The sequence below is a fragment of the Rhodanobacteraceae bacterium genome (assembly GCA_016713135.1).
Classification (GTDB): Bacteria; Pseudomonadota; Gammaproteobacteria; order Xanthomonadales; family SZUA-5; genus JADKFD01.
The window spans coordinates 1-25,554 of sequence record JADJPR010000020.1 but is presented as its reverse complement, the minus strand read 5'-3'; the positions used below and the strand labels follow the sequence as shown (position 1 = coordinate 25,554).

Genomic DNA, 25,554 nt, shown 5'->3' with positions numbered 1-25,554 from the left:
GACGGGCCCGGCCAGTGCATGTCGCACGCTCGTTGCCGGTGCCTTCCCGCTTGTCGAAAAAGGCAAGGGCGCCTTCCGGCGCCCTTGTCGTATTTCGATCGAAAGTCTTCAGTTCAGGCTGAAGGTCAGCCGCTGGCGGGCCTTGGCGGCTACCGGCTTGCCGTTCTCGATGCGCGGCGAGAACTTCCACTGGCTGAGCGCGCGGATGGCGTCGCGATCGAAGATGCGGCGGGGCTCGGAGTTGACGACTTCCACGCCCTCGACATCGCCGTTGACAGTGATGGTGAAGGACAGTTCCACCCAGCCTTCGGTGCGTGCGCGCAAAGCCTGCGCCGGGTAGTTCGGGTTCACGCGCTTGACCAACTGGAAGTCCTTCACCTGGGGCGCGGTCGTGCTCGCCACGGATGGCGCCGGTGCAGCCGAAGCGACCTGAGTCGGCGGCGTTTGCGCAGGGGCTGTAGTCGGCGCGGCCGGCGGCGGGGCGGTGGCTGTAGCAGGGCGCGCCGGCGCGGGTTCGGCGGCCGGCGGCGGCGCTGCGGCCGCTGCCTGCGCAGCGGCGGCGCGCTCGCGCTCCTGGCGTTCGGCGAGGCGAGCCTGTTCTTCTTCCGCCTGCTGGCGCTGCTCCTCGGCGCGACGCTGCTGCACGATGCGCTGCTCGAGGTTGGTCACCACCACCGAGGTCGGCTGCGCGCGTTTCAGCAGGCGCAGGGTGTCCTGGGCTTCGTCGAAGCGGTTGGTTTCGATCATCTGCTCGGCCACGCCCTGCGCCAGCGGCATCAGTTCGAGGATGGCGAGTTGCGCATGGCGATTGTCCGGCTCCGCCTCGAGCACCTTGAGGTAGTACTCGATGGCGTTGTTGCCGGTCGGCTGCACCAGGCGCTGCTCTTTCATCGCAGTGCGTGCCGCTTCCAGCAGTTCCGCCACGGTCTGCGGCGCGGTTGGCTCCGCGGGCGCGGTGGCAGCCGGTTGTGCGGGAGTGGGCGCTGCGCCGGCAGGGGTGGTAGATGCCGCGGGTGCGGGCTCATCGCCGCCGCAACCGCCCAGGCCCATCGCGGCCAGCAACAGCAGTGCGGGCACCAGGCTTGCCCGTTGCGTGCGCTTGTCGTTCATTGCATTCACCTCGATCCCCGGAAGCCAGATTCGGACGCCTGCGCTGGCACCCCTGCGCCGCACTGCGAATCAGGTCACAGATCCGCGCGTCCAAGCCAAGGTTACACGAATAGGCCAGAAGTATGAAAAGCCGTTAACCTTTGGCTGCGCGTGTCCCGCGCCGTCTTCGCACAACGTTCCGAAATTTCCCAATTGCATGGCTCCGCGCGTGCTGGATCAGGCCCGCCCGAGCAGCGCTTCCAGCGCCTGCGCACGGTCTTCCTGCTGCAGCGGGCCGACGACGGGGTCGAGGTTTCCCTCCACGATGTCGCCCAGCTGGTAGAGCGTCAGATTGATCCGGTGATCGGTAAGCCGGCCCTGGGGGAAGTTGTAGGTGCGGATGCGCTGCGAGCGGTCCCCGCTGCCCACCTGCAGGCGACGGTCTTCCGACTGCTGTGCCGCCTGGCGGCTGCGTTCGGCGTCGGTCAGGCGCGCCTGCAGCAGCGAAAGCGCGCGGGCGCGGTTCTTGTGCTGCGAGCGCTCGTCCTGACACTCGACGACGATGCCGGAGGGCAAGTGCGTGATGCGGATGGCCGAATCGGTCTTGTTGACGTGCTGGCCGCCAGCGCCGGAGGCGCGAAAGGTGTCGACCTTCAGATCGGCTGGATTGACCGGGGTCGAGTCGACGTCATCCAGCTCCGGCAGGATCGCCACCGTGCACGCCGAGGTGTGGATGCGCCCCTGGGCCTCCGTGGCGGGGACGCGCTGCACACGGTGGGTGCCGGACTCGTATTTCAGCGCCGAGTAGGCGCCTTGCCCCTCGACGCGCGCGATGATCTCCTTGTAGCCGCCGTGCTCGCCGGCACTCTGGCTCAGGATCTCGACGCGCCAGCCGCGCGATTCGGCGTAGCGCGTGTACATGCGGAACAGATCGCCGGCGAAGATCGCCGCCTCATCGCCGCCGGTGCCGGCGCGCACTTCGAGAAACAGGTTGCGCTCGTCGCGCGGATCGGTCGGCACCAGGTTCAGCGCCAGGCTGTCGCCCAACTGGGTCAGGTGGGTGTCCAGCTCGGCGGCCTCGGCCTGCGCCAGTTCGCGCATCTCGCCACGCTCGGTCTCGGCCATCGCGCGCGTCGCCGCCAGATCCGCCTCCAGCCGCTGGTACTCGCGGTAGTCGCGCGCCAGCGATTCCAGCTGCGAGTACTCGCGCGACAACTCGCGAAAGCGCGCGCCATCCGCCAGCGTCTCCGGCTGCGCCAGCAACAGCTGGACCTCCATGAGGCGCTCGGACATTTCGTCCAGCTTGTGGCGGATGCGGGGGTTCATTTGAAAGCAGTAAGTAGTGAGTGGTGAGTAGTGAGTGGCAAAGGCAGCTTGAGGCAAGGTGCCGGCCCTCGGCTGGCTGTCGCCAGTTTGGCTCGGCCGCGGAAGATAGCAGGGCAGCGTGGGCGGGCAGGCTCTGGGTGCGGGTCAACAGCACTCGGAGCCGGCAAGCGAATCGGCTATCACTCAACGCCGACAAACATCAACCCGCCGCGCGCCGCTTCTGCCACTCACTACTCACCACTCACTACTCACGGCTTCCTCGCCACTCACCACTCACTACTCACCACTCACTGCTTCAAGCGCCAGCAACCGCGATGCGAACTCGAGGAACTCCTCGTCGCCGACGGCGGCGGCGCTGCGCAGGCCGACGGTGGGGCGGTGCAGCAAGCGGTTGGTCAGGGTGTTGGCGAGGAATTCCAGCGCCTGCTCGGGGGTGTCGCCGTGGCGCAGACGCTTGCGCGCGCGCTCAAGTACGTCCGCGCGGGCCTGCTCGGCGCGCTGGCGCATGCTGATGATGGCGCTGGCGGCGGAGCGTTCGCGCCACCAGGCCATGAACTCCTCGACATGCAGGGTGACCATCGATTCCGCCTGGGCGGCGGCCTCGCGGCGCCCGCGCAGGCCCTCCTCGACGATTCCGCGCAGATCGTCCACCGAATACAGGTAGACATCGTCGAGGTCGCCGACGCTCGCTTCGATGTTGCGCGGTACGCCCAGATCGACCGCGAAGAGCGGCCGCCGGCGGCGCCCGGCAAAAGCGCGCCGGACCATGTCGCTGCGCACCACCGGATCGTTGCCGTGGGTCGCGGTGACCAGGATGTCGCAATCGACCAGGTGGGTTTCCAGGTCCGCCAGCCGCGCAGCCTGGCCGCCGATGCGATCTGCCAGCGCATGCGCGCGTTCCAGTGTGCGGTTGACCACCAGGGTGCGCCGTACGCCGGCACCGACGAGGTGGCGCGCGACCAGCTCGATGGTCTCGCCGGCGCCCACCAGCAGGGCCTGGCGCTTGGGCATCTCGTCGAACACCTGGGTGGCCAGGCGCACCGCGGCGTAGGCCACCGACACCGCATTCGCGCCCAGGCGGGTCTCGGTGCGCACGGTCTTGGCGACCGAGAAACTGCGCTGCAGCAACTGTTCCAGCGGACCGGACAAGGTGCGCGCGTCCTGCGCAATCCGGTAGGCCTGCTTCAGCTGGCCAAGGATCTGCGGCTCGCCGACGACCAGCGAATCGAGGCCGGTTGCGACGCGGAACACATGCCGCACCGCCTGCGCATCCTGGTAGCGGTAGGTGGCCGGGTGCAACTCGGCCGGATCCAGCCCGTGAAAGCGCTCCAGCCAGGTCAGCGCCTTCTGCTCCGCGCCCGGCTCATGGTCGACATAGACCTCGGTGCGGTTGCAGGTGCTCAAGATCGCCGCGGCACCGACGCCGGGCAGCGCGCGAAGGTCGCGCAGCGCGTCGGGCGTGCGTTCGGGCGCAAACGCGACCCGCTCGCGCAGGGCGATCGGTGCGGTCGCATGATTGATCCCCAACGCCAGGATGGCCATATACAATGAAGAATGCGCCTTTCAACCGTGAGATTGTCCTTGGCCGGACCCCGTGAGATCAAGTTGCCTCCCGTGAGCCGCATTGGCCGCGTTGCCCGCTGGCGCGGATGGGTGCTCGCACTGGCGTGCACGGTGGGGCCGGCGATGGCCTCCAACCCGCCGGATGGCGATGTGCTCGGGCATGCGCTGCAGGCGGAATTCGCGCTCCAGGCCGGCGAGTTGCCGCAGGCCGCCGCTGGCTATGCGGCCGCCGCGGCGCACAGCCGTCGCAGCGACCTGATCGAACGTGCGGCCACCGTGGCGCTGTACGCCAAGGACTACCCGTCAGCGGAGCAGGTCGGGCGGCGCTGGCTGGAGATCGATGCCCAGGCGGTCGGGGCGCGGCGCACGCTGGCGTGGGCGGCAATGGCGCGCGGCCAGCGCGAGTTGGCGGAGGCGCAACTGGAGGCGTTGCTCGCCGCAGGTACCGTCGAGGCCCAGCGCGCGGTCGCCCAGGTGCTGGTCGCCGCCGAGAATCGCAAGGATTCCCCGGCGACGCTCAAGCGGCTGGCGGATGCCGGCGCGCTGGTGGAGATCGAGAACGGCCCGCACTGGTCGGCCGTGGCCAGCAACCTGGGCGAATACCCGACCGCTATCCGCCTGTCGCAGGCGGAAACGCGTGCCAGCCCCAAGGATGCCGAGGCCTGGCGCCGCAGCGCCCAGGTGCTGCTGGCGGCTGGCGAGAAGGAATCGGCGCGCAAGTCGATGGAGAAGGCGTTGGACCTCGCGCCGGAGGATTTCGATTTGCGCATCGCGCTGGCCGGGTTGCACGCCGAAGCGGGGAACGTCGCTCGCGCCGATCGCGTGCTGGCGCAGGCACGCCCGCAGGACGACCGCGTATACGCCGCGCGGCTGGCGAATGTCGCCGCAAAATCAGATCCGAAACTGCTCAAGCGCATCGAGCGCGGGCTGCTGCAGAGCGATTCCAGTGAGGTGCGTTCGCGCGCCTTCCTGCTCGGCCAGTTGTACGAGTTACGCGAAGAGCCGGACCTGGCCTTGTCCTGGTACGCGCAGGAGCCCAGCGGGCGGTGCCTGGGCCGAGGCGCAGCTGCGCCGCGGCGTGCTGCTGGCGCGCGACAAGCAGGATGTGCGTGGCGCCCGCTCGCTGCTGGCCGAACTGCGGCGCCGGGTGGACGATGCAGACCAGCGCGTGGATGCCTGGCTGCTGGAGGCGGAATTGCTGGCACCGGTGGACCGCAAGGCCGCCGGCCAGGTTTACGACGAGGCGCTGGCGCAGAACGGCCAGGACGTGCGCCTGCTGTATTCGCGCGCATTGTTCCGCATCGGCGACGACGATGTCGCCGGACTGGAGCAGGATTTGCGCAGCATCCTTGCGCTGGATCCGGAGAACGCGCAGGCGCTGAATGCGCTCGGCTACACCCTGGCGGATCGCACCGATCGGCACCAGGAGGCGCTGGGCTACATCGAACGCGCCTATGCCAGGCACCCTGACGATGGTGCCTTCATCGACAGCATGGGCTGGGTGCAGTACCGGCTGGGCAATCTGGACGAGGCGCTCAAATACCTGCGCCGCGCCTGGGAACTGGTGCCGGACGGCGAGGTCGGCAGCCACCTGGCCGAAGTGCTGTGGGTCTCGGGCCGCCAGGATGAGGCGCGCGCCCTGTGGCGCGAACTGCTCCAGCGCTTCGGCGACAACGCCGCGCTGCGCGAGAGCGTGCGTCGCCTGCAGCCGGAATTGCTGCCTTGAGCCGCCTCTGGTGGCTCTGCGTCGTGCTCGCGCTTGCCGCGTGCGCGCCCACGCGGGTGGTGCGCGAGGGCCCGCCGGCAGACGCGCAGGCCGGAGAGCGCCTGATGTCCGCGCGCGAATCGCAGCTGTTCGAGCGCAACCGCTTCGACCTCAATGGACGCATTGCCATCAGCGATGGCAACGACGGCGGCAGTGGCCGGTTCGAGTGGCAGCAGCGTGGCCTCGCGACGACTTTGCGCTTCTTCGCTCCGGTCAGCGCGCGCAACTGGCGCCTCGAAGTGCTGCCGGGACAGGCCCTGCTGATCGAATCGAACGGCGCCATTCGGGTGGCCAACAGCGCAGAAGAACTGCTCCGCCGCGAGGTCAAGCTGAACCTGCCGGCAGATGCCCTGCGCTTTTGGGTGCTCGGCATGCGCGCGCCGGGGGCCGAGAGCGAGATCGAACTCGACGAGCATGGACAGCTCGCGCTGTTGCGCCAGTCGGGTTGGGAGATCCGCTATGTCGGTTTCGACCAGGCTCAGGACCCGCCATTGCCGCGCAAGCTCTACGCGCGCGCTGGTGAGCATCAGGTCAGGATCTCGGTGCGCACCTGGAAATTCGGCGGCTAGGGAACCTCTGAACAAGAATCGCGAGCCGCGTTGCGAGTCAGAATCGTCTGCCGCTAGGCATCCGCACGGAGGCTATGGTCAACCCATTGCCGCTGCGCTTGTTCGCCTGTCAGGCTGCCCGTCATCCGCCGTCCCCGGTCTGGCCCGGCTATATTCCAAGCACCCGGCAGCCGGCAGCTCCCATGTCCATCGACGCCAGTCAACTCAAGCACCTGTACCCGCTCGATTCGCTGCGTCCGGAGCATCTGGATGTGGTCGCGCGCGAGGCCGAGTCGACCGAGTACGCCCACGGGCAGGTGCTGTTCCGCGCCGGCGACGAGGACGAGATCACGCACTACCTGCTCGGCGGGATCGTCAGCGGCGACTACCCGGACGGCAAGCGCAAGGACATCAGCGCCGACTCGCTGCAGGGACGCTACCCGATCGGCGATCTGATGCCGCGCCGGTTCACCGCGACCGTGCAGTCGCTGACGGCCATGGTGGTCTCGCTGGACCGACGTTTCCTCGAGAAGCTGATCACCTTCGACCAGCTCACGCGCAGCACCGGTTTCCGCCTGCTGGACAAGAACCCGGACGGCAATCGCTGGATCTTCCGCCTGTTGCAGAACAACGCCATGCGCCGGGTGCCCGCAGGCAACCTGGAACGCCTGTTCTCGCGCTTCGAGGAAATCGAGGTGCCCGCTGGCCAGACGGTGGTTCGCGAAGGCGACGACGGCGATTACTTCTACGTCATCAAGGATGGCGCCGCCTCGGTGACCCAGGCCGGGGACGGCGATCCCGCGGTGGTGGCTTACCTCGTGCGGGGCGACAGCTTCGGCGAGGACGCGTTGTTGTCGAACAGCGTGCGCAACGCCACCGTGACGATGATGAAGGCCGGCAAGCTGATGCGCCTGGGCAAGAGCGACTTCGGCGAGTTGCTGAAGCAGCCCACGGTCGAATGGCTGACCCCCGGCAAGGCCTCGATCCTGGTGCGCCAGGGCGCCGGTGTGATCGACGTGCGCCTGCCGGAGGAATTCGACGAGCGCGCGATCAAGGGCGCGGTGAACATGCCGCTCTACCGCCTGCGCGAGTACGCACCTGAACTCGACAAGGACAAGTCCTACGTCTGCTACTGCAACACCGGCGAGCGCAGCGCCGCGGCCGCCTTCATCCTGACCAAGCTCGGCTTCGACGCCTACGCGCTGGCGGGTGGGTTGTCGGGGATGGTGAAGCAGAAGGATCGGAAGTAGGGTTGTGGGTTGTGGGTTCTGGGTTGTGGGCAGCAGAGTCAAGAGCAGTCCCGGCCCGACGTAGCTCTTGCCGCCGACAACCCATAACCTACAACCCACAACCGGCGCAGCGCAGCGCAGCCTGCCGCGTGCGCTAGATTCCCCAATCCGGCGACGGCATCGCCCGGTGGGCATCGCGCAGGGCACTGGACCAGCGTTCGCGGATCATCTGGAAGTAGGGGTCGTGCTCGCCGATGCGGCGCACCGCGGGTTGAGTCAGGTCGTAGCGGCGGAATACCAGCAGGTCCAGCGGCAGGCCTACGCTCAGGTTGGAGCGCAGGGTCGAATCCATCGAGATCAGCGCCAGCTTGACTCCGTCGGCCAGCGCCATGTCCGGGCGCACCGCGCGGTCGAGGATCGGCTTGCCGTACTTGTGTTCGCCCACCTGCAGGAAGGGAGTGTCGCGGGTGGCTTCGATGAAATTGCCGGCGGCGTAGACATTGAACAGCCGCAGGGTGCGTCCGGCGAGTTGCCCGCCGACCAGCACCGACACGTCGAAGCGCACATCCTGCTTGCGCATCGCCTCGCCATGCACCTTGTGCACATGGCGCACGGCTTCACCGACCAGCGCCGCGGCGCGGAACATCGTCGGCACCGTGTAGATCGTCTCCTTCTCCCCCGACTCGGGCTCCGGCAAGCCCTCCTGCACCAGGTTGACCACGGCCTGAGACACCGCCAGGTTGCCGGCGGTCATCAGCGAGATCATCCGTTCCCCCGGCTTGTGGAACACATGCAGCTTGCCGAAGGTGGAAATGTTGTCCATCCCCGCATTGGTGCGCGTGTCGGCCAGCATCACCAGGCCAGGTTCCAGCATCAGTCCGACGCAGTAGGTCATGTCCGGGCTCCAGGTCGATGGGGCGAAGATAGCCGGGCTGCCGGGAGTGATTCATCGGAGCCGTGCCCGATTAAACGCGGAGACGCAGAGGACGCGGAGAACAGCCACAGAGAAATGCGCAGGAATAGTTGCTCCGGGACAGGATCGACTTTGTCTCAACGCTCTTCTCCGTGTTTCCTCTGTGCTCTCTGCGGCTCCGCGTTTAACGGGGCTAGGTTACTGCTCACTCACCCACACGGCGACTTCCATGCTCTCCGCCTCGCCGCCGAGCTGCACGCCGCGCACCGGGGCGGCGTCGCGGTAGTCGCGGCCGATGGCGATGCGCACGTAGCGCTCGTCCGGGCAGATCCGGTTGGCGGCGTCGAAGCCTACCCAGCCGAGGTCAGGGACGTGGATCTCGGCCCAGGCGTGGCTGGCGGCATCGCTTCCGGCGGAGGCGGCGAGGTAGCCGCTGACGTAGCGCGCCGGGTAGCCGAGCACGCGCGCGGCGGCAATCAGCACATGGGCGTGGTCCTGGCAGACGCCGGCGCCGTGCGCCAGCGCGTCCGCGGCGGCGCTGGCGACATGCGTGACCAGCGCTTGGTAGTCGACCCGCTCGCGCACCGTGTTGCACAGCCGGTGCAGGCGCGCCACGTCGCCGTCTTCCTCGGCGCGGCAGCCCAGCGCCAGCGCGCGGATCGCATCGTCGGGACGGGTCAGGTCGGTGGGATGGACGAAATAGGCCGGCGGCAACGGATCCTCGGTATGGCCGACGATGCCGTGGCGGTCGAGCGTTTCCACCTCGGCGTGCACCCGCACCACCAGCGCCTGCACCGGGCGGTCGACCACATGCGTCGCCACCGGGTTGCCGAAGCCGTCGCGGCTGCTCGGGCGGATCTTGCGGCCGTCGATGTCCACGCGCCAGTCGCGGATCACCTGGCCGACACCGGGGATCGGCCACAGCCGGAGGGCCTGGTGCACACGCCGCGCGGCAGCACCGTAGCGGTAGGTGGTCGAATGGTCGATGACGATGTGCATGCGTGCGATCCGCTCAGAACCCATGTCCGCTGGCGATCTCGCGGCCGACCTGGCTGGTGCGCCCGATCAGCTCGTCGAGGTAGCGGTGCAGGCCGTGGGTCAGGATGTGGTCGATCCGGCCGAAGCGCAGTTGCGCGTACAGCGAGTGCGCGAGGCGCTTGGCCTCCGCGCTGCGGTGCGGATCCTGCCCCGCGATCTGGTCCAGTTGCTGGGTGATCTGTTCGAAGCAGAACACCAGCGAGCGCGGGAACTCGGGCCGCAACAGGAGCAATTCAGCCACCTGCGCCGGCGCCACGCGGCCCTTGAACAGCACGCGATAGGCGCGCCGCGCGCCGACCACGCGCAGGATCGCCAGCGAGGGGTGGTCGTCGACTTGCGCGCCGCTGACATCGCCGTCCACCCGCAATCTGGCATCGAGCAGGCGCGCGCTGTTGTCGGCGCGTTCGAGGAACTGGCCCAGGCGGGTGAAACGGAAGCCATCGTTGCGCAGCATGGTGCTGGCGTAGACCCCGTGGAACAGCCCGGCGCGCGCCTGCACCCAGTCGAGGAAGGCGCGCAACCGGTCGTCATCCATCCGCGCGGGATCGAAGTGGCGCAGTTCCAGCCAGGTGCTGTTGACCGCGTCCCACATGTCCACCGTCAGCGCGGTGCGCACGGCGCGCGCGTTCTGCCTTGCGGTTTCCAGGCAGGAGACGATCGACGACAGGTTGGCCGGGTCGAAGGCGAGGTAATGGACCACCTCGCTGGCAGTCGTGGGCCATGGCCGCGCGAGCGTGTCCGGGCGGCTGCCCGAGGCCAGCAGGGCCGATTGCCACTCGCTGCTGCGGTCGGCATCCACGCGCACTGCGCTCATGTGCGCGGCGCCCTGCAGCAGCCGCGCGAGGAAATCGGCACGCTCGATGTAGCGCGCCAGCCAGTACAGGTTCTCCGCGGTGCGCGCCAGCATCAGACGTCCTCCGCCGCGTCGTTCTCCAGCACCCAGGTGTCCTTGGTGCCGCCGCCCTGCGAGGAATTGACCACCAGCGAACCCTCGCGCAGCGCCACCCGGGTCAGTCCGCCGGGCACGATGCGCAGGCGCTCGCCGTAGAGCACGAAGGGACGCAGGTCCACATGGCGCGGCGCGATGCCCTGCTCGACGAAAGTCGGCACGGTCGACAGCGCCAGCGTCGGCTGCGCAATGTAGTCGTGCGGGCGCGCCTTGAGCAGGGTGGCGAATTCCGCCCGCTGCGCGATGGTCGCATGCGGCCCGACCAGCATGCCGTAGCCGCCGGAGCCGTGCACCGCCTTGACCACCAGCTCGTCGAGGTGCGCCAGCACATGCGCCAGGTCCTCCGGCTTGCGGCAGTCGAAAGTCGGCACATTCGCCAGCAAGGGTTCTTCGCCGAGGTAGAAGCGGATCATCTCCGGCACGTGGATGTAGACCGCCTTGTCGTCGGCGATGCCGGCGCCGATCGCATTGGCCAGGTTGACGTTGCCGGCGCGGTAGGCGAAGTACAGGCCGGGCACGCCGAGCATCGATTCCGGGCGGAAGGCCAGCGGATCAAGGTAATCGTCGTCGATCCGGCGGTAGATCACATCGACGCGCTCCAGCCCGCGCGTGGTGCGCATGTAGCAGACATCGTCCTCGACCAGCAGGTCGGCGCCCTCGACCAGTTCGATGCCCATCTCGTCGGCGAGGAAGGCGTGCTCGTAGTAGGCGCTGTTGTGGATGCCGGGCGACAGCAGCGCCACGGTGGGCTCGCCGCGGCAATTCGGCGGCGCCACGCTGCGCAAGGTTTCCAGCAATTCATCGGGGTAATGCGCCACCGGCGCCACCGCGGCGCGGCGGAACAGGTCGGGGAACAGCCGCAGCATCACCTCGCGGTTTTCCACCATGTACGACACGCCCGACGGCGTGCGGCAGTTGTCCTCCAGCACGTAGTACTGGTCGGGGCCGGTGCGCACCAGGTCGATGCCGGCCACATGGGTGTAGACCCGCCGCGGCAAATCGAAACCCGCCATTTCCGGGCGGAACTGCGGGTTGCCCAGCACCAGCTGCTGCGGCACGCGCCCGGCGCGCAGGATCTCGCGCTCGTGATAGACATCGTGGATGAAGGCGTTCAGCGCCTTGACCCGCTGCTCCAGCCCGCGCTGCAGGCGCTGCCATTCCGCCTGGGCCAGCACCCGCGGGATCAGGTCGAAAGGAATCAGGCGCTCGGGGTCGCCGCCCTCGCTGTAGACCGCGAAGGTGATGCCGATGCGGCGGAACAATTCCTCTGCCTCGCGGCGCTTGAGATCGAGCACCTCCCTGGGCTGCGCGCGCAGCCAGGCGTCGACCAGCGCATACGGTGCGCGAGTCTCCCCGCTTGCGCCCATTTCGTCGAAGGCCATGCTTGCCGCGCTCGTTCCTGGTTTCGCGCCGAGCGTGCCGCCGGCATGCGGGGGAGTCAAGGAAAGTTCGCGCGTTGCACCGTGCTGGTGCGACGCGCCCGATTGCGCCCGGCGGCAGTGCATGCGCCAGGCGCTCGAGCCTTCCCAAGCTCTGCCAGTGCCGTCAGTTGGCGCGATCGGCAGGCCCCGCTCATCGCGGCTTTACGCATCCGGCGGCGCAAGTTTGCAGACTGCAACGCTCCGTCCAGACTCCGAAGCCGCCGATGAGAGCACTGCTGTTGCCGGGATTGCTGATGTCCCTGATGTTGCCGGCGCATGCCCAGGACGTTGCTGCCAACTCCACTGATGCAGGCGCACCGGCACAGGTGTTCGAGGCGGTGGTCGTCAGCGGCGTGCAGCCCGGCCCCGGGCTCTGGCGCGTGGCCAAGGGCGACAACGTGATGTGGATCCTCGGTACCTTGTCGCCCTTGCCCAAGCGGATCGAGTGGGAAGCGCGCGAGGTGCGCCAGGTCATCGCCGAGTCGCAGCAGGTGCTGACCGGCACGCGGGTCAAGCTGAAGGAGAAGATCGGCTTTTTCCGCGGCCTGACGCTGCTGCCGGCCGCCCTGTCGTCACGCAAGAACCCGGGCAAGGAAAAGCTGGCTGACCAGGTTCCGCCGGAGACCTACCAGCGCTGGCTGGCGTTGAAGAAGCGCTACATCGGGCGCAGTTCGTCGATTGAAAAGCAGCGGCCGCTGTTCGCCGCGCAGAAACTGTGGGAAAAGGCGGTCAAGCGCAACGGGCTGTCGTTCGACGGGGTGGTCGACAAGGTGGTCACCAAGACGGCCCGGCAGCACGATGTCCCGATGGTGTCGGCGGAGGTGGAAATCGACATCGGCGACCCGCGCCAGGCGATCCGCGACTTCGCCAACGACGACCTCGACGATCTGAAGTGCTTCACCCAGACGCTGGATCGGCTGGAGACCGACCTGGTGTCGATGCGCGAGCGCGCCAACGCCTGGGCCACCGGCGACATCGAGGCCCTGCGCGCGCTGCCCTTCGAGGACCAGAACCGCGCCTGCGCCGATGCCGTGCTGCAAGCCGGCGTGGCACGCAAACGCGGCCTGGACGATCTGCGCCAGCGCGTCGGCCGCGCCTGGATGGAGGCCGCGGAGAAGGCACTGGCGGAGAACCGCGTCACCTTCGCCATCTTGCCGATGGGCGAGTTGCTCAAGTCCGACGGCTACCTGGCGGCACTACGCCAGCGCGGTTACGAGGTCGAGGAGCCCTGACAGGCGTCGAAGAAGGCTGATCAGGGATTGATTGTCTGGTTGGCGAGTTGTCGGAAGAGCGTCCGGGGTCTATGTGCCCCCGATTCGTCCCGAGGCTGGGTGCATACTTTCGGGTAAGAAATCCGGAAAGGTTCCCCGGTCATGAAGCGCTTCGAGTTGAAGCCTCTCGTTCGCAATGAAGCGCCGCTGGTGTTTGACTGGGACGTGGCAACCGGTGAGGTGTCCGGCCCGGATGCCGCGCGAGTTCTGGAGATGGCGAAGTGGCCAAGCGTGAGCGCCCACCCGGTACCTTGGGCGTGGGACCTTGGGCCGGAGCCCACCAAGAGCCTGACCGACATGGCTGCAATCCTGGGCTGGTCGCATGACTTGCCGGATGAACTGGCGGCGCACTATCCGCGGCCGGAAGGCGACGAGATCGAAGCAACAGCGATGGGTGCTGACGGCAGCGAACATCCCGTTGAGCTTGTCCGGTAACACCCGTCAATGTGGTTCCGTTTTGGCGCGCATGGCCGAAATCTGCCATTCGATCTCTGCCCTCAAGAGCATGCGCGGCAAGTAGCGGGCACCCGGTCCGACCACAAGCGCCGCGCGCCTCAGCGCGATGCCGAAGCTATCCTCAGGCGCTCCCAACTCCGGCGCGCGCCTCACCCATGCCCCTGACGCTTCCCCAGCTCGAACGCCATCTGTTCAAGGCCGCCGACATCCTGCGCGGCAAGATGGATGCCTCGGAGTTCAAGGAGTACATCTTCGGGATGCTGTTCCTGAAGCGCTGCTCGGATGTGTTCGAGCAGCGCCGCGAGCAGGTGATTGCGCAGGAACTGGCGCGCGGGCTGGACCAGCCGGATGCGGTGTTCAGCGCGGAGAACAAGCGCTGGTACGGGCAGTCCTTCTACGTGCCGCCGACTTCGCGCTGGAGCTATCTGGTCAACGAGGCGCATCACGATGTCGGCGGCTTTCTGAACAAGGCGCTGGGTGGGCTGGAGAGCAACAACGCCAGCCTTTCAGAGGTGCTGGAGCACATCGATTTCTCGCGCAAGGTGGGCCAGAGCAAGATCCCGGACATCAAGCTGCGCCAGTTGATCAGCCATTTCAGCAACTACCGGCTGCGCAACGAGGACTTCGAGTTCCCGGATCTGCTCGGTGCGGCCTATGAGTACCTGATCGGCGAGTTCGCGGACTCGGCCGGCAAGAAGGGCGGCGAGTTCTACACGCCGCGCTCGGTGGTGCGGATGATGGTGCGGCTGCTCAAGCCGGAGCAGCAGCACAGCATTTACGATCCGTGCGTGGGTTCGGGCGGCATGCTGATCCTGGCGAAGGAGTACATCGACGAGCACGGTGGCGACGGCACGCGCGCGGACTTGTGCGGGCAGGAGGCCAACGGCACGGTGTGGTCCATCGCCAAGATGAACATGCTGCTGCACGGCATCAGCACCGCCGACCTGCGCAACGACGACACGCTGGCCGAGCCGCAGCATGTGGAAGGCGGCGAGCTGATGCGCTTCGACCGCGTGCTCTCCAATCCGCCGTTTTCGATCAACTGGGGCACGGCCGAAACCGGCCGCGACGGCCAGCCGGTGTTTCGCCCGAAGCACCCGGAGCGCTTCCGCTACGGCCAGGTGCCGCTCGGCAGCAAGAAGGCCGATCTGATGTTCCTGCAGCACATGGTCGCGGTCACGCGCGATGGCGGCATGGTCGCCACCGTGATGCCGCACGGCGTGCTGTTCCGCGGCGGCGAGGAACGCGCCATCCGCGCGGCGATGATCGAGGCCGACCTGCTGGAAGCGGTGATCGGCCTGCCCGCCAATCTGTTCTACGGCACCGGCATCCCCGCCTGCGTGCTGGTGATGCGCCAGCGCCGCGGCAATCACAGCGGCAAGACGGCGCAGCGCCAGGGCAAAGTGCTGTTCATCAACGCCGACCGCGAATACTTCGAGGGCCGCGCGCAGAACCATCTGCTGCCCGAGCACATCGAGAAGATCGTCCACACCTTCGAGAGCTACGCCGAGGTGCCGGGCTTCAGCGCCATCGTCAGCAACACCACGCTGCGCGAGAACGACTACAACCTCAACATCCGCCGCTACGCCGACAACGCGCCGCCACCCGAACCGCACGATGTGCGCGCGCATCTGCTCGGCGGAGTGCCCAAGGCCGAGGTGGCCGCCAAGTCAGCGCTGTTCGACGCGCACGGCCTCGATCCGCTGGCGCTGTTCGCCGAACGCGACGCCAGCTACTACGATTTCCGCCCGGAGATCGCGTCCCGCCAGTCGATCAAGGCCGCGGTCGAATCCAACGCGGGCTTGCGCGCTCGCGAGCAATCCCTGCGCGCAGCCTTCGATGCCTGGTGGCAGGCGCACAGCCCGCGCATCACCGCACTGGCCGGCGCGGCGAGCTTCGTCGGCCTGCGCAACGAGTTGCTGCACAGCTTCAGCGCCGCGCTGGAGCCGGTTGGCGTGCTCGGCCGCTTCCAGGTGCGCGGCATCGTCGCCGGCTTCTGGTCAGACGCCAAATACGAGTTCCTGACCCTGATGGCGCGCGGCGCCAAAGGCGTGATCGACGCCTGGCGCACCAGCATCCTGAACGCGCTGGACGACGAGCAAGCCAAGGACAATCCGCTCGACCACAAGTTGGTCCGGTTCCTGATGGCCGATTTCGTCGCCGCGCAGGCCGAACTGGAGTCCCGCAAGGCCGAACTCGACAGCCAGATCAAGGCCGCCACGCCCGACAAGTCGAGCGACGACGGCGACGATACCGAGGCCAGCGACGACGAGCCGGCCGTCGACGAGGCGCAGTTGAAGGAATGGAAGCGCCAGTTGGCGGCGCTGAAAAAGGACATCAAGACCGCGCAGCAGGGCTTTGCGCAGCGGCTGGATCAGGCGGTGGATGCGCTGGATGAGGCTGGGGCTGCGGCGCTGCTGCTGGCGATTCTGCGCAACGATATGCAGGTGATTCTGGAGAGGTATGTGAGTGCGCAGCGGCAGCACGTGGTCGCGGCGTTTGAGGGGTGGTGGGATAAGTATCGGGTGAGGTTGATTGACATCGAGCAGCATCGTGATGCGTCAGCCTCATCGCTACATCGACACCTGCAGGCCCTTGGCTATGGCAACTGAATCAGCCTACGGAGCCTTCTTGCGCGATCTGCCGACAGATTGGCAGGTCGAGCGAATCTCAGTCATGGCAAAGGTCGTGGGCGGTGGTACGCCAAGTCGAGACGTGTCCAGCCTCTGGGGCGGCGAGATTCCGTGGGTTACTCCCGGCGAAGTCAGCCGGGAAGGCTCTGCGTACCTCAGCGAGACACGGGAACGCATTTCTGAGCTTGGCCTTGCCGGAAGCGGCGCAACGGTTCTGCCCCCGGGCTCCTTGATGATCACGACGCGCGCCACTCTCGGCGCGCGCGCGATCAACGCGGTGCCGATGACGACGAACCAAGGCTTCAAGTCGCTGGTTTTCGTGAGCGGCGCTGACGCTCCGTTCTATTACTACCTCACGGAAAAGCTCAAACCCGAGCTCAAGCGCCGAGCATCAGGCACGACTTTTCTGGAGGTCTCAGGGGCTGAACTTGGAAAGATTGAAGTTCCGGTCCCGCCCCTCCACGAGCGCCGGTTGATTGCCGAAATCCTCGACAATCTCGACACCACCATTCGCCAGACCGAGGCGGTCATCGAGAAGCTCAAGCTGGTCAAGCAGGGGCTGCTGCACGACCTGCTGACCCGCGGCATCGACGCCAACGGCGAACTGCGCCCGCCACAGAGCCAAGCGCCCGATCTCTACAAGGTCTCGCCGCTGGGGTGGATTCCTACAGAGTGGTCTGCCGTGACTCTGAATGATCTTGTCGACCAGCGAAGGCCGATCGTCTACGGCATCCTTATGCCCGGACAGGGTCATGAGGGCGGCGTGCCGGTAGTAAAAGTCAAAGACATCGTCGGAGGGAGCATCCGCTTGGACCAGCTCCTGTTGACCAGTCCGGCGATCGACCGCGAATACAAGCGATCTCGGTTACGCTGCGGCGACCTGCTCTTCACCATCCGCGGGTCGGTCGGACGCACGGCTTTCGTCCCCGCGCAGCTTGATGGCGCAAACATCACTCAGGACACGGCGCGGATCGAAGTCTCAAGACTCGATTCGCGATTCGTCCGCGAATACTTGGCAATGCCAAGTCCCTCCAGCTTCATTGCAACCCACACTCTCGGCGTAGCGGTTCAAGGCATCAATTTGCGAGATGTTCGGCGTATCCCGCTCGCCGCACCTGAAGCGCATGAAGCCACGCGGATCGCCGACATCATCGAAACGAGCAATGGTCGAATTGCCGCTGAGAAGCTGACGTTGGAAAAGATCAAGCTGGCGAGGACCGGCCTCATGGACGACCTCCTGACCGGCCGCGTCCGCGTCACCCCACTGCTTCAGGCTGCCCCGGCCAGCGCATGACCACCCAAGCGCCAACCGCCATGACCGTCGACGCGCTGCCAGCCAAGGAAACGCTGACCATAGAGTTCAAGCGCGACTCGCATCGCCTTCCGGACAGCGAATTGGTCGAAGCCCTGGTGTGCCTGGCCAACACCGACGGCGGCGAGTTGTGGCGTGCAGCCTGTCGGACTTTCCGCGTGAGTGCGCCGGAAGTCCTTTTGGCGGTCGACTTCAACCTGTCTTCGGCTCGAACTTGGATTCGATTCAACTTTCCAGACGACGCAGCGCACCGGCCCCCTTTGCGTGGGGCGCTGGGGGCGGCGTCGCTGCGTTGCGACGCTTGCCAATGGAGGCCCCCGCTCCATCCGCCCATCCGCACAACGCATCTCACGCCGAAAGCCCGACAGGCTGCTGGGCGTCGAAGACGACGGCAGCGCCAGCGGCCTGCATACCGATCACCAATCCCTGACCGGCCTCGCCGCACTCGTCGCCGCGCGCACCTCGCCGTCGCTGGCGGTCAGCGTCGAGGCCATCGCCGTCAACGGCGTCACCGTCGCCCGCATCCGCGTCCCCAAGGCCAGCAGCGAAGTCGCCACCACCGCCGGCGTCTACCTCCGCCGCCGCCTCAAGGTCGACGGCACCCCCGAATGCGTCGCCATGCTGCCGCACGACCGCGCCAGCCGCGCCACCAGCTTCGGCCTGATGGATGCCTCCGGCGCAGCCGGTGGCCGGCGCCACGCTGGCCGACTTCGACCCGCTCGAACGCGAACGCCTGCGCCAGAGCGTGCAGCAATACGGCGGCGACCGCGTACTGCTGGAACTCGACGACGAAGCCCTCGACGGCGCCCTCGGCCTCACCGCCCGCCAACCCGACGGCGCACGCGTGCCCACGCTCACCGGCCTGCTGCTGATCGGCCGCGAACAATCCCTGCGCACACTGGTCCCCACGCACGAATTCGCTTTCCAGGTCCTCGCCCGCGAAGCCGTCCGCTTCAACGAGTTCCGCCGCTTCCCGCTGCTGAAGGCGCTGGACTGGCTGGAGACCAACTTCCGCCCTTACAACCCGGAAGAAGAACTGCAGGTAGGCCTGTTCCGCGTGCCGGTGCCGATGGTCGACATGGGCGCGTTCCGTGAAGCTGTCGCCAACGCGCTGATCCATCGCGACTACCACCGCCTGGGCGCCGTCCATGTGCGCCTGGAAGACGAGGCGCTGGTCGTCAGCAACCCCGGCGGACTGGTCGACGGCGTGACCCTGGCAAACCTGCTGACCATCGAACCGCACCCGCGCAACCCGCAGTTGGCCGACGCCATGAAGCGCATCGGCGTCGTCGAGCGCTCCGGGCGCGGTGTCGACAAGATCTACCGCGGGATGCACAAGTTCGGCCGACCGGCACCCGACTACAGCCGCACCAGCCGTCAGGACGTGGTGCTGCGCCTGCCCGTTGTCCCTGCCGATCTCGACTTCCGGCGCCTGGTGGTCGACGCCGAGCGAAATCGCGGCACCGAGCTCCCCATCGACAGCCTGATCGCGCTGGCTGCCCTGCGTGACCTGAAGCGTGTCAGCGCCGAAGAACTGGCGGGCCACATCCAGCGCGACGCAGCGCAGGCCAAGCGCACATTGGAAGCGCTGAGCGAGGCCGGCATGGTGGAAGCGCATGGCGCCAACCGAGGGCGCAGCTACACCCTGTCGGCCGACGTCTATCGACTGGCCGGCGACAAGGCTGCCTACACGCGACAGGCCGGCTTCACGCCGATCCAGCACGAACAGATGGTGTTGAACTACGCGCGGCAGCATGGCCTCATCAGGCGAGCAGACGTAATGGGGCTGTGCCGACTTTCTGACGGGCAGGCCAAGGACTTGCTCAAGCGCATGAAGGCATCCGGGCTGCTGGTGCTTGAAGGCGCCGGGCGGTCATCGGCCTATCGGTTGGGTCGGGCGCCGTAGTCGCAGTCAGCGCGGTTGTGACTGGAAAGAATCGGATGGGAATGGATGAAATCGGATGGGAACGGATGAAATCGGATCTGTACACCGCTCATCAGTTTCAGGTTTCACACGACAAATCAATCACCTAGCGCGAACACGGGACGCGAATGGGCTGGGAACTGGATGAAGTCGAGCGCCCCCTCATCGAACAGTTGCTGTCGATGGGCTGGTGCTACGTGGAGGGCGATCTAGACCTTCCTGCCCGCACCGGACGGACCAGCTTCACAGAAGTCATCCAGGAAGCCACGCTGCGGCGCCAGATGCGTGCGCTGAACCTGCGCGATGGACAACCCTGGCTGGATGACGAACGTCTGTCTCAAGCCGTGGGCGCGCTGACGCGAATCCCGGCGCATCGGCTGATCGAGGCCAACCGCGTCGCCACCGAGTTGCTGCTCGGCGGGATCACGGTTGAAGGGCTGCCGGGTTGGGATGGCGGCCGCGGCCAGACCATCCACTACATCGACTGGGAGCAACCGGAACGCAACGAGTTCACGGTGGTGAATCAGTTCCGAGTCGACTGTCCGCCCGGCTACAACCGCGGCAAGGCCTTCATCGTGCCGGACGTGGTCTTGCTGGTGAACGGCATTCCGCTGGTGGTGATCGAGTGCAAGAGCCCCAGCGTGCCCGAGCCGCTGGCCGATGCGATCGACCAGTTGCGGCGCTACAGCAACCAGCGGCGCGCCAATGGCGAGGTGGACGACAACGAGGGCAATGAGCCGCTGTTCCACAGCAACCAGTTGCTGATCGCCAGCAGCTTCGACGAAGCACGCGTTGGCACCATCGGCGCGGAGTTTCGTCACTACGGCGCCTGGAAGACCGTGATCGGCCCTGATGGCCACGGCACCGAAAGCGAGGTGGCCGCGGCATTGGGCAAGGATCAGTTGTCCGAGCAGGAGCGGCTGGTGGCTGGCCTGCTGTCGCCGGCGCACCTGCTCGACATCATCCGGCATTTCACGCTGTTCATGACCATCGAAGGTCAGACCGTGAAGTCGGTCTGCCGTTACCAACAGTACCGCGCAGTCTCTCGCGCCATCGAGCGCCTGCGCACCGGCAAGACCCGCGTGCAGGACGGCGAACACGACCGCCGCGGCGGCATCGTCTGGCACACCCAAGGGTCCGGCAAGAGCCTGACCATGGTGTTCCTGATCCGCAAGCTGCGCACGGATCCGCGGTTGCGACGGTTCAAGGTGGTCGTAGTCACGGACCGGACCGATCTGGAGGACCAGCTCTCCGAAACCGCGGCGCTGTCCGGCGAGACTGTCGAGATTGCGACGTCCACCCACGCCTTGCGCAATCAGCTGCGTCGCAAGAGCCCTGGCCTGGTGTTCGGCATGATCCAGAAACAGCGCGGCGATGCCGCCGGTGAGCCTGGATTGCGCAAGGAGGACCTGCCCGCTGCCGAGATCGGCGCGCCGAAGTCGCCGGGCTACGTCAGCGATGTACTGAACGACGACGACAGCATCCTGGTGCTGGTCGATGAGGCGCACCGCAGCCAGGCGGGCGATCTTCAGGCCGCGCTGCAGGCGGGGCTCCCCAACTGCGCGCGCATCGGGTTCACCGGCACGCCGATCCTGATGGGCGACAAGAAGCGCACGCACGAGATCTTCGGCGAGTTCATCGATCGCTACACGATCCGCGAAGCGGAGGCCGACGGCGCCATCGTCCCCATCCTCTACGAAGGCCGCACCGCACACGGCGCCGTGAAAGACGGCGCCAGCCTCGACGATCTGTTCGAGGACCTGTTTCGCGAGCACACGCCCGAAGAGCTGGAGGCGATCAAGCAGAAGTACGCCACCAAAGGCCAGATCTTCGAGGCGCCGGACCTGATACGGGACAAGGCGCGCGACATGCTGCGCCATTACGTCACCCACATTCTGCCGAACGGACTCAAGGCCCAGGTGGTGGCTTACAGCCGCCTCGCCGTGGTGCGCTACCTGAATGCGCTGCTCGCCGCGCGCGAAGAGTTGCTGACGGAAGCCCATGCCCTGAGCGGCGATGACAAGGCGCTCGACGACGAAGCTTTGTGCCGGCGCGCGCCGGTGGTGCAGGCGAAAGTGCAGGCTTGGCGTTACCGCGACCTGCTGGCCCGAATTGAATTTGCGCCGGTCATCTCGGGCGGCAACAACGACGATCCTGCAGTGGAAGCCCTGGACAGACGGTGCCGCGCAGGAATTTCGCATCAAGCGCTTCAAGAAGCCGCTGATCCACACCGATCCGGGCAGGGCGGACCCACTCGCCTTCCTGATCGTCAAGTCGATGCTGCTGACCGGTTTCGACGCACCCATCGAGGGTGTGATGTACCTCGACCGGCCAATCCGCGAAGCAGAGTTGCTGCAGACCATTGCGCGGGTGAATCGCACCGGAGGCGGCAAGAAGTTCGGCATCGTGGTGGATTACTTCGGACTGGCACACCACCTCAGGGACGCGCTCAAGGTCTACGCGGACGAGGACATCGAGGGCGCGCTGCAGAGCCTGAAGGACGAGGTCCCGGTGCTGCGCGACCGCCATTTGCGCGTGCTGGAGATCTTCCGCAGCCGCGGCATCGATGACCTCGGCGATCACGAGACCTGCGTGGAACTCCTGGTCAACGAACGCCTGCGTGCGGAGTTCGCGGTCAAGCTGAAGCAGTTCCTCGACATGCTGGATGTGGTGCTGCCGCGTCCCGAGGGCCTGCCCTTCGCGCCGGATGCCAAGCAACTGGCCTTCATCTACGCCCGCGCCCGTAACCGCTACCGCGACACGCCCGTGCTGGGCAAGGACATCGGCGCCAAGGTGCGCAAGCTGATCGACGACCATGTGGTTTCGATGGGTGTCGATCCGGAAGATCCCGCCGGTGTCGCTGACCGATGCCGATTTCGGCAGCAAGCTGGCGCGCGAGCCCAACGACCGCGCCAAGGCCTCCGAGATGGAGCACGCCATCCGCGCCCATATCCGCGAGCACATCGATCAGGACCCAGTCGCCTACCGCAAGCTCAGCGAGCGTCTGCGGGAGCTGCTGACGCGGCTGGGTGAGCAGTGGGACGAGCTGACCAAGGCGCTCCAGGGATTGGTCGACGAGATTCGCAGCGGGCACGTGACACCTGACCCGGATATCCCGGAACTGCCGGAGCACTATGGGCCGTTCCTGCGCCTGATCATTGATGCCGCCGCGGGTGACCGGGCGTCCAACGACACCGAGCGCAAGCGCCTGGTTGACCTTGCCGTGGAGGTTGTCGACATCATCGCCGCGGAACTGGTGCCGAACTTCTGGCGCCCGAACAGATTGCCCGCGCAGGAAGCGCTCGGATCGCGCGTTTTCGCGATCCTGATGGCGTCGAGGCTGCTGCCGACACCGCAGATCGAAGCGCTCGTCGACCGGCTGATGGAACTCGCACGCGCCAACCACGAACGGCTGATCAAGTCGTGACTACGCTGACCGTGCACGATCTGACCTTCGAACTGCGCCGCAGCAGCGGCGGCGCACTTGGAGATCACTGTCGATCGCGGCGGCGAGCTGATCCTGTCCGCGCCACCCGAGGTGCCAGTCGCCAAGCTGCGCGACTTCGTCCATCGCAAGCGCATGTGGGTTTACAGGCAACTGGCGAGGAAAGACGCACTGGGGCCGCACACCCGCACCAAGGAATTTGTCGACGGCGAGGGGTTTGCCTACCTCGGACGCAGCTATCGCCTGAAGCTGGTCCCCGAGTCCGATACGGCCGTGAAACTGCATGCCGGACGCTTCCTCATGCCGGCAGGTCTTGCGCGCGATGGACAGGTGCACATGGTGCGCTGGTACTGCCAGCACGCTCGCGCCTGGCTGACACGTCAGGTGGACGCCTACCAAGCACGGATGCAAGTTGAACCAACCGGCGTCAAGGTTCAAGACCTTGGGTCCCGCTGGGGCTCCTCCCGCAAGGGCGGGTGGCTCTGCTTCCACTCGAAAACGATCCTGCTGCCCGCGCGGATCGCCGAGTACGTCGTCGTGCACGAACTGGCGCACCTGCACGAGGCACACCACACTCCAGAGTTTTGGCGCCGGATTGAGAGGGCAATGCCGGACTACGAGCTGCGCAAGGGTTGGTTGGCCGCGCGTGGTGCGGAAGTGGAAAAGTGCTGATGGCCGGCGCGTTTACTCAAACCCACTCGCGAGGAGGTCATGCGACCGAGACTGCTGGGACCGACCTATTGGGCGCAGTCTCGAACGTGAATCGGTCTTTGGCACGGCAGCCGCGTGATCAGGGAAGGCGCTGTGCATGCACCCGGAACGCAATCATTTGCTGACTCCATGCTGACTCAGCAAAAGCCACGCTCTCTAAAAAAACGCTCCAAACCATTGATTAAGCTGGTGCCGGCGGAGGGAATCGAACCCCCGACCTACTGATTACAAATCAGTTGCTCTACCACTTGAGCTACGCCGCGGGGTTGGAGATTGTAAGCGCTGGTGGTGTGAGTGCGAGGGTGGATCAGGCGTGGCCGGGTGAGGTGGCGGCGGCGAGTTTCTTCGGCGCGACCGCGGGGCTGATCGTAGCCCCGGAAATGGTCGCAGCCGCCGCGCGCGCAGGAATTGAGCTGGCCTGGTCTCGACGCCTTCGGCAAGGATGTCGAGGTGCAGGGGTGGCTGAGCGCGATGATGGCGCGGCGACTCCCGCGCCGCCTTGTGGCTGGGGATGTCGGCCACGAAGCTGCGGTCGATCTTCAGCGTCCATGGCAGGCGCTTGAGGTAGGCGAGCGAGCTGTAGCCGGTGCCGAAATCGTCGATGGCGACGCGCACGCCCAGCCGCGCAGCGGCGCAGGGTGCCGATCACCATGGTGCCGTGGTCGATCAGGATGGGATTCGGTGATCTCCAGCTCCAACGCGTCTGGCGAGGCCGGTGTCGGCGAGCACACACGTCAGCCGGTCCGGGAACTCCGGTTGCGCAACTGGCGCGCCGACAGGTTGACGCACAGGCGCAGATCCGACGAGGCGCTGCGGCGCGCGCTGCAGGACCCGGGCGACAGGCGGTCTCCAGCACCCAGTCGCCGAGCGCGAAACCAGGCCGGTTTCTGCCAGCGGGATGAAGCGGCCCGTAGACCATCGGCTCGCCCGGTGGCTGCCAGCGCACCAGCGCCTCGACGCCCATGATGCGGGTGCTGTCGCAGTCGAGCAGCGGCCGGTAATGGATCTTTCGAACTCGCCGCGCGCGAGCAAGCGGCGCAGGCGGCCCTTGAGTTCCAGGCGGTCGCTGGCGGCGTCGACCAGCGCTCGGCGTGTGAAATGGGAAGGTGTTGCGGCCCAGGTCCTTGGCGATACATCGCCGTGTCGGCGCAGCGCACCAGGTCGGTGGCAGTGCTGCCATCCCGGGATACAGGCTGATGCCGATGCCGGCGTCGGCGAAGACCCCGTGACCGCTGGGCAGCAGGAAGGGCTACTCAGCGTCGAGAGCAGAGTGGCGCGCGAGAGACATCGCCGGCGGCGCGCGCGTTACCCACGCCTCGACGATCACCAGGAACTCGTCGCCGCAGGCGCGCGACCGTGTCGCTGGTGCCGCCGGTGGGCGGAAGCGCTCGCCGACGGCGCACAGCAGCTCGTCGCCCACCTGATGGCCGAGGCTATCGTTGACCGTCTTGAAGCGTCCATGTCGATGAACAGCGGGGCCAGCCGATGCCCGTCGTGCCCGGCGCGGCTGACGGCGTACTCCAGCCGTGTGTCTGCGCCAGCAGTCGATTGGGCAGCCCGGTGAGCGGGTCGAAGTGCGCCAGGCGCGCCAGTTCGGCCCTCGGTCTGCTTCCAGCCGCGAGATGCCTGGTGACCACGCCGACGTAGTGCCGCAAACGCCTGCCTCTCGTCGCGCACGGCGCTGATCGTCAGCCACTCGGGAAGACTTCGCTGTTGCGCCGACGGCTCCAGATCTCGCCCCTGCCAGCGGCCCTTGCCGCCAATGTCCGCCCACATGTCGGCGAAGAAGCGGTCGTCGTGGCGCCCGGACCGCAGTAGGCGGCGGGTTCTGCCCGAGCAACCGGACTCCGATAGCCGGTGATCTCGGCAATAGGCGCGATTGAACGTAATGATGCGAGCGCTGAGGTCGGTGACCACCACGCCATCGCGTGCTGTCGATCACCGCGGCCGACAGGCGCAGG

18 protein-coding genes and 2 pseudogenes are annotated in these 25,554 nt (G+C 66.8%); 10 read left to right on the top strand and 10 right to left on the bottom strand.

From position 1 onward, the window contains the following. Window positions 1-108: 108 nt before the first annotated feature. From IPK27_15090 to IPK27_15075, 4 genes are all read right to left on the bottom strand, one after another. Window positions 109-1,110: an energy transducer TonB gene (locus tag IPK27_15090; protein ID MBK8068887.1), complete on the bottom strand. Its 1,002-nt coding sequence runs from the start codon at window positions 1,108-1,110 to the stop codon at window positions 109-111. A 216-nt stretch (window positions 1,111-1,326) separates the two neighbouring features. Further along, window positions 1,327-2,415, bottom strand: coding sequence for a peptide chain release factor 1 (gene prfA, locus IPK27_15085; protein MBK8068886.1), 1,089 nt, complete (start codon window positions 2,413-2,415; stop codon window positions 1,327-1,329). 276 nt (window positions 2,416-2,691) lie between these two features. Beyond that, entirely contained in the window at window positions 2,692-3,957 is a 1,266-nt protein-coding gene (locus IPK27_15080) for a glutamyl-tRNA reductase (protein MBK8068885.1), read from the bottom strand. A 317-nt stretch (window positions 3,958-4,274) separates the two neighbouring features. Further along, window positions 4,275-4,748 carry a hypothetical protein gene (locus IPK27_15075; GenBank protein ID MBK8068884.1) on the bottom strand — a complete coding sequence of 158 codons (474 nt, stop codon included), beginning with the start codon at window positions 4,746-4,748 and terminating at the stop codon, window positions 4,275-4,277. Window positions 4,749-5,056: 308 nt separating this feature from the next. Between IPK27_15075 and IPK27_15070 the strand changes: the two genes are divergently transcribed. The 3 genes from IPK27_15070 (at window position 5,057) to IPK27_15060 (ending at window position 7,541) form a co-directional block, all read left to right on the top strand. Beyond that, the gene (locus IPK27_15070) at window positions 5,057-5,704 is read left to right on the top strand and encodes a tetratricopeptide repeat protein (GenBank protein MBK8068883.1); all 648 of its coding nucleotides are present in this window, start codon (window positions 5,057-5,059) and stop codon (window positions 5,702-5,704) included. After that, window positions 5,701-6,312: an outer membrane lipoprotein LolB gene (gene lolB, locus IPK27_15065; GenBank protein ID MBK8068882.1), complete on the top strand. Its 612-nt coding sequence runs from the start codon at window positions 5,701-5,703 to the stop codon at window positions 6,310-6,312. Before IPK27_15070 ends, lolB begins: the two co-directional genes overlap by 4 nt. Window positions 6,313-6,494: 182 nt before the next feature. Further along, entirely contained in the window at window positions 6,495-7,541 is a 1,047-nt protein-coding gene (locus IPK27_15060; protein ID MBK8068881.1) for a cyclic nucleotide-binding domain-containing protein, read from the top strand. 133 nt (window positions 7,542-7,674) lie between these two features. Here the strand turns inward: IPK27_15060 and IPK27_15055 are convergent, their stop codons facing one another. From IPK27_15055 to IPK27_15040, 4 genes are all read right to left on the bottom strand, one after another. Beyond that, complete coding sequence (locus IPK27_15055) at window positions 7,675-8,415, bottom strand: peptidase (protein MBK8068880.1); 741 nt, start codon at window positions 8,413-8,415, stop codon at window positions 7,675-7,677. Window positions 8,416-8,631: 216 nt separating this feature from the next. Further along, window positions 8,632-9,432, bottom strand: coding sequence for a transglutaminase family protein (locus IPK27_15050; protein ID MBK8068879.1), 801 nt, complete (start codon window positions 9,430-9,432; stop codon window positions 8,632-8,634). Between the two features lie 13 nt (window positions 9,433-9,445). Then, entirely contained in the window at window positions 9,446-10,378 is a 933-nt protein-coding gene (locus tag IPK27_15045) for an alpha-E domain-containing protein (protein MBK8068878.1), read from the bottom strand. Further along, the gene (locus IPK27_15040; GenBank protein ID MBK8068877.1) at window positions 10,378-11,787 is read right to left on the bottom strand and encodes a circularly permuted type 2 ATP-grasp protein; all 1,410 of its coding nucleotides are present in this window, start codon (window positions 11,785-11,787) and stop codon (window positions 10,378-10,380) included. The genes IPK27_15045 and IPK27_15040 overlap by 1 nt, the downstream gene beginning before the upstream one ends. 278 nt (window positions 11,788-12,065) lie before the next feature. On the opposite strand from IPK27_15040, the gene IPK27_15035 reads away from it, so the two are divergent. From IPK27_15035 to IPK27_15005, 7 genes and pseudogenes are all read left to right on the top strand, one after another. Next, complete coding sequence (locus IPK27_15035) at window positions 12,066-13,073, top strand: TraB/GumN family protein (protein MBK8068876.1); 1,008 nt, start codon at window positions 12,066-12,068, stop codon at window positions 13,071-13,073. A gap of 141 nt (window positions 13,074-13,214) precedes the next feature. After that, window positions 13,215-13,547 (top strand): hypothetical protein, encoded by a 333-nt coding sequence (locus IPK27_15030; protein MBK8068875.1) that lies wholly within the window; start codon window positions 13,215-13,217, stop codon window positions 13,545-13,547. Window positions 13,548-13,723: 176 nt separating this feature from the next. After that, window positions 13,724-16,180 carry an N-6 DNA methylase gene (locus IPK27_15025; GenBank protein ID MBK8068874.1) on the top strand — a complete coding sequence of 819 codons (2,457 nt, stop codon included), beginning with the start codon at window positions 13,724-13,726 and terminating at the stop codon, window positions 16,178-16,180. Window positions 16,181-16,199: 19 nt separating this feature from the next. Beyond that, window positions 16,200-17,495, top strand: coding sequence for a restriction endonuclease subunit S (locus tag IPK27_15020; GenBank protein MBK8068873.1), 1,296 nt, complete (start codon window positions 16,200-16,202; stop codon window positions 17,493-17,495). A gap of 282 nt (window positions 17,496-17,777) precedes the next feature. Continuing rightward, window positions 17,778-19,419: pseudogene (locus IPK27_15015) on the top strand (winged helix DNA-binding domain-containing protein). A 146-nt stretch (window positions 19,420-19,565) separates the two neighbouring features. After that, window positions 19,566-22,864: pseudogene (locus IPK27_15010) on the top strand (type I restriction endonuclease subunit R). Between the two features lie 57 nt (window positions 22,865-22,921). Next, window positions 22,922-23,554 carry a M48 family metallopeptidase gene (locus tag IPK27_15005; protein ID MBK8068872.1) on the top strand — a complete coding sequence of 211 codons (633 nt, stop codon included), beginning with the start codon at window positions 22,922-22,924 and terminating at the stop codon, window positions 23,552-23,554. Window positions 23,555-23,818: 264 nt separating this feature from the next. On the opposite strand, the gene IPK27_15000 is transcribed toward IPK27_15005, so the two are convergent. Together IPK27_15000 and IPK27_14995 are read right to left on the bottom strand one after the other, a co-directional pair. Then, window positions 23,819-24,214 carry an EAL domain-containing protein gene (locus tag IPK27_15000; protein ID MBK8068871.1) on the bottom strand — a complete coding sequence of 132 codons (396 nt, stop codon included), beginning with the start codon at window positions 24,212-24,214 and terminating at the stop codon, window positions 23,819-23,821. 628 nt (window positions 24,215-24,842) lie between these two features. Then, window positions 24,843-25,013, bottom strand: coding sequence for a hypothetical protein (locus tag IPK27_14995; protein ID MBK8068870.1), 171 nt, complete (start codon window positions 25,011-25,013; stop codon window positions 24,843-24,845). Between the last annotated feature and the right edge of the window lie 541 nt (window positions 25,014-25,554).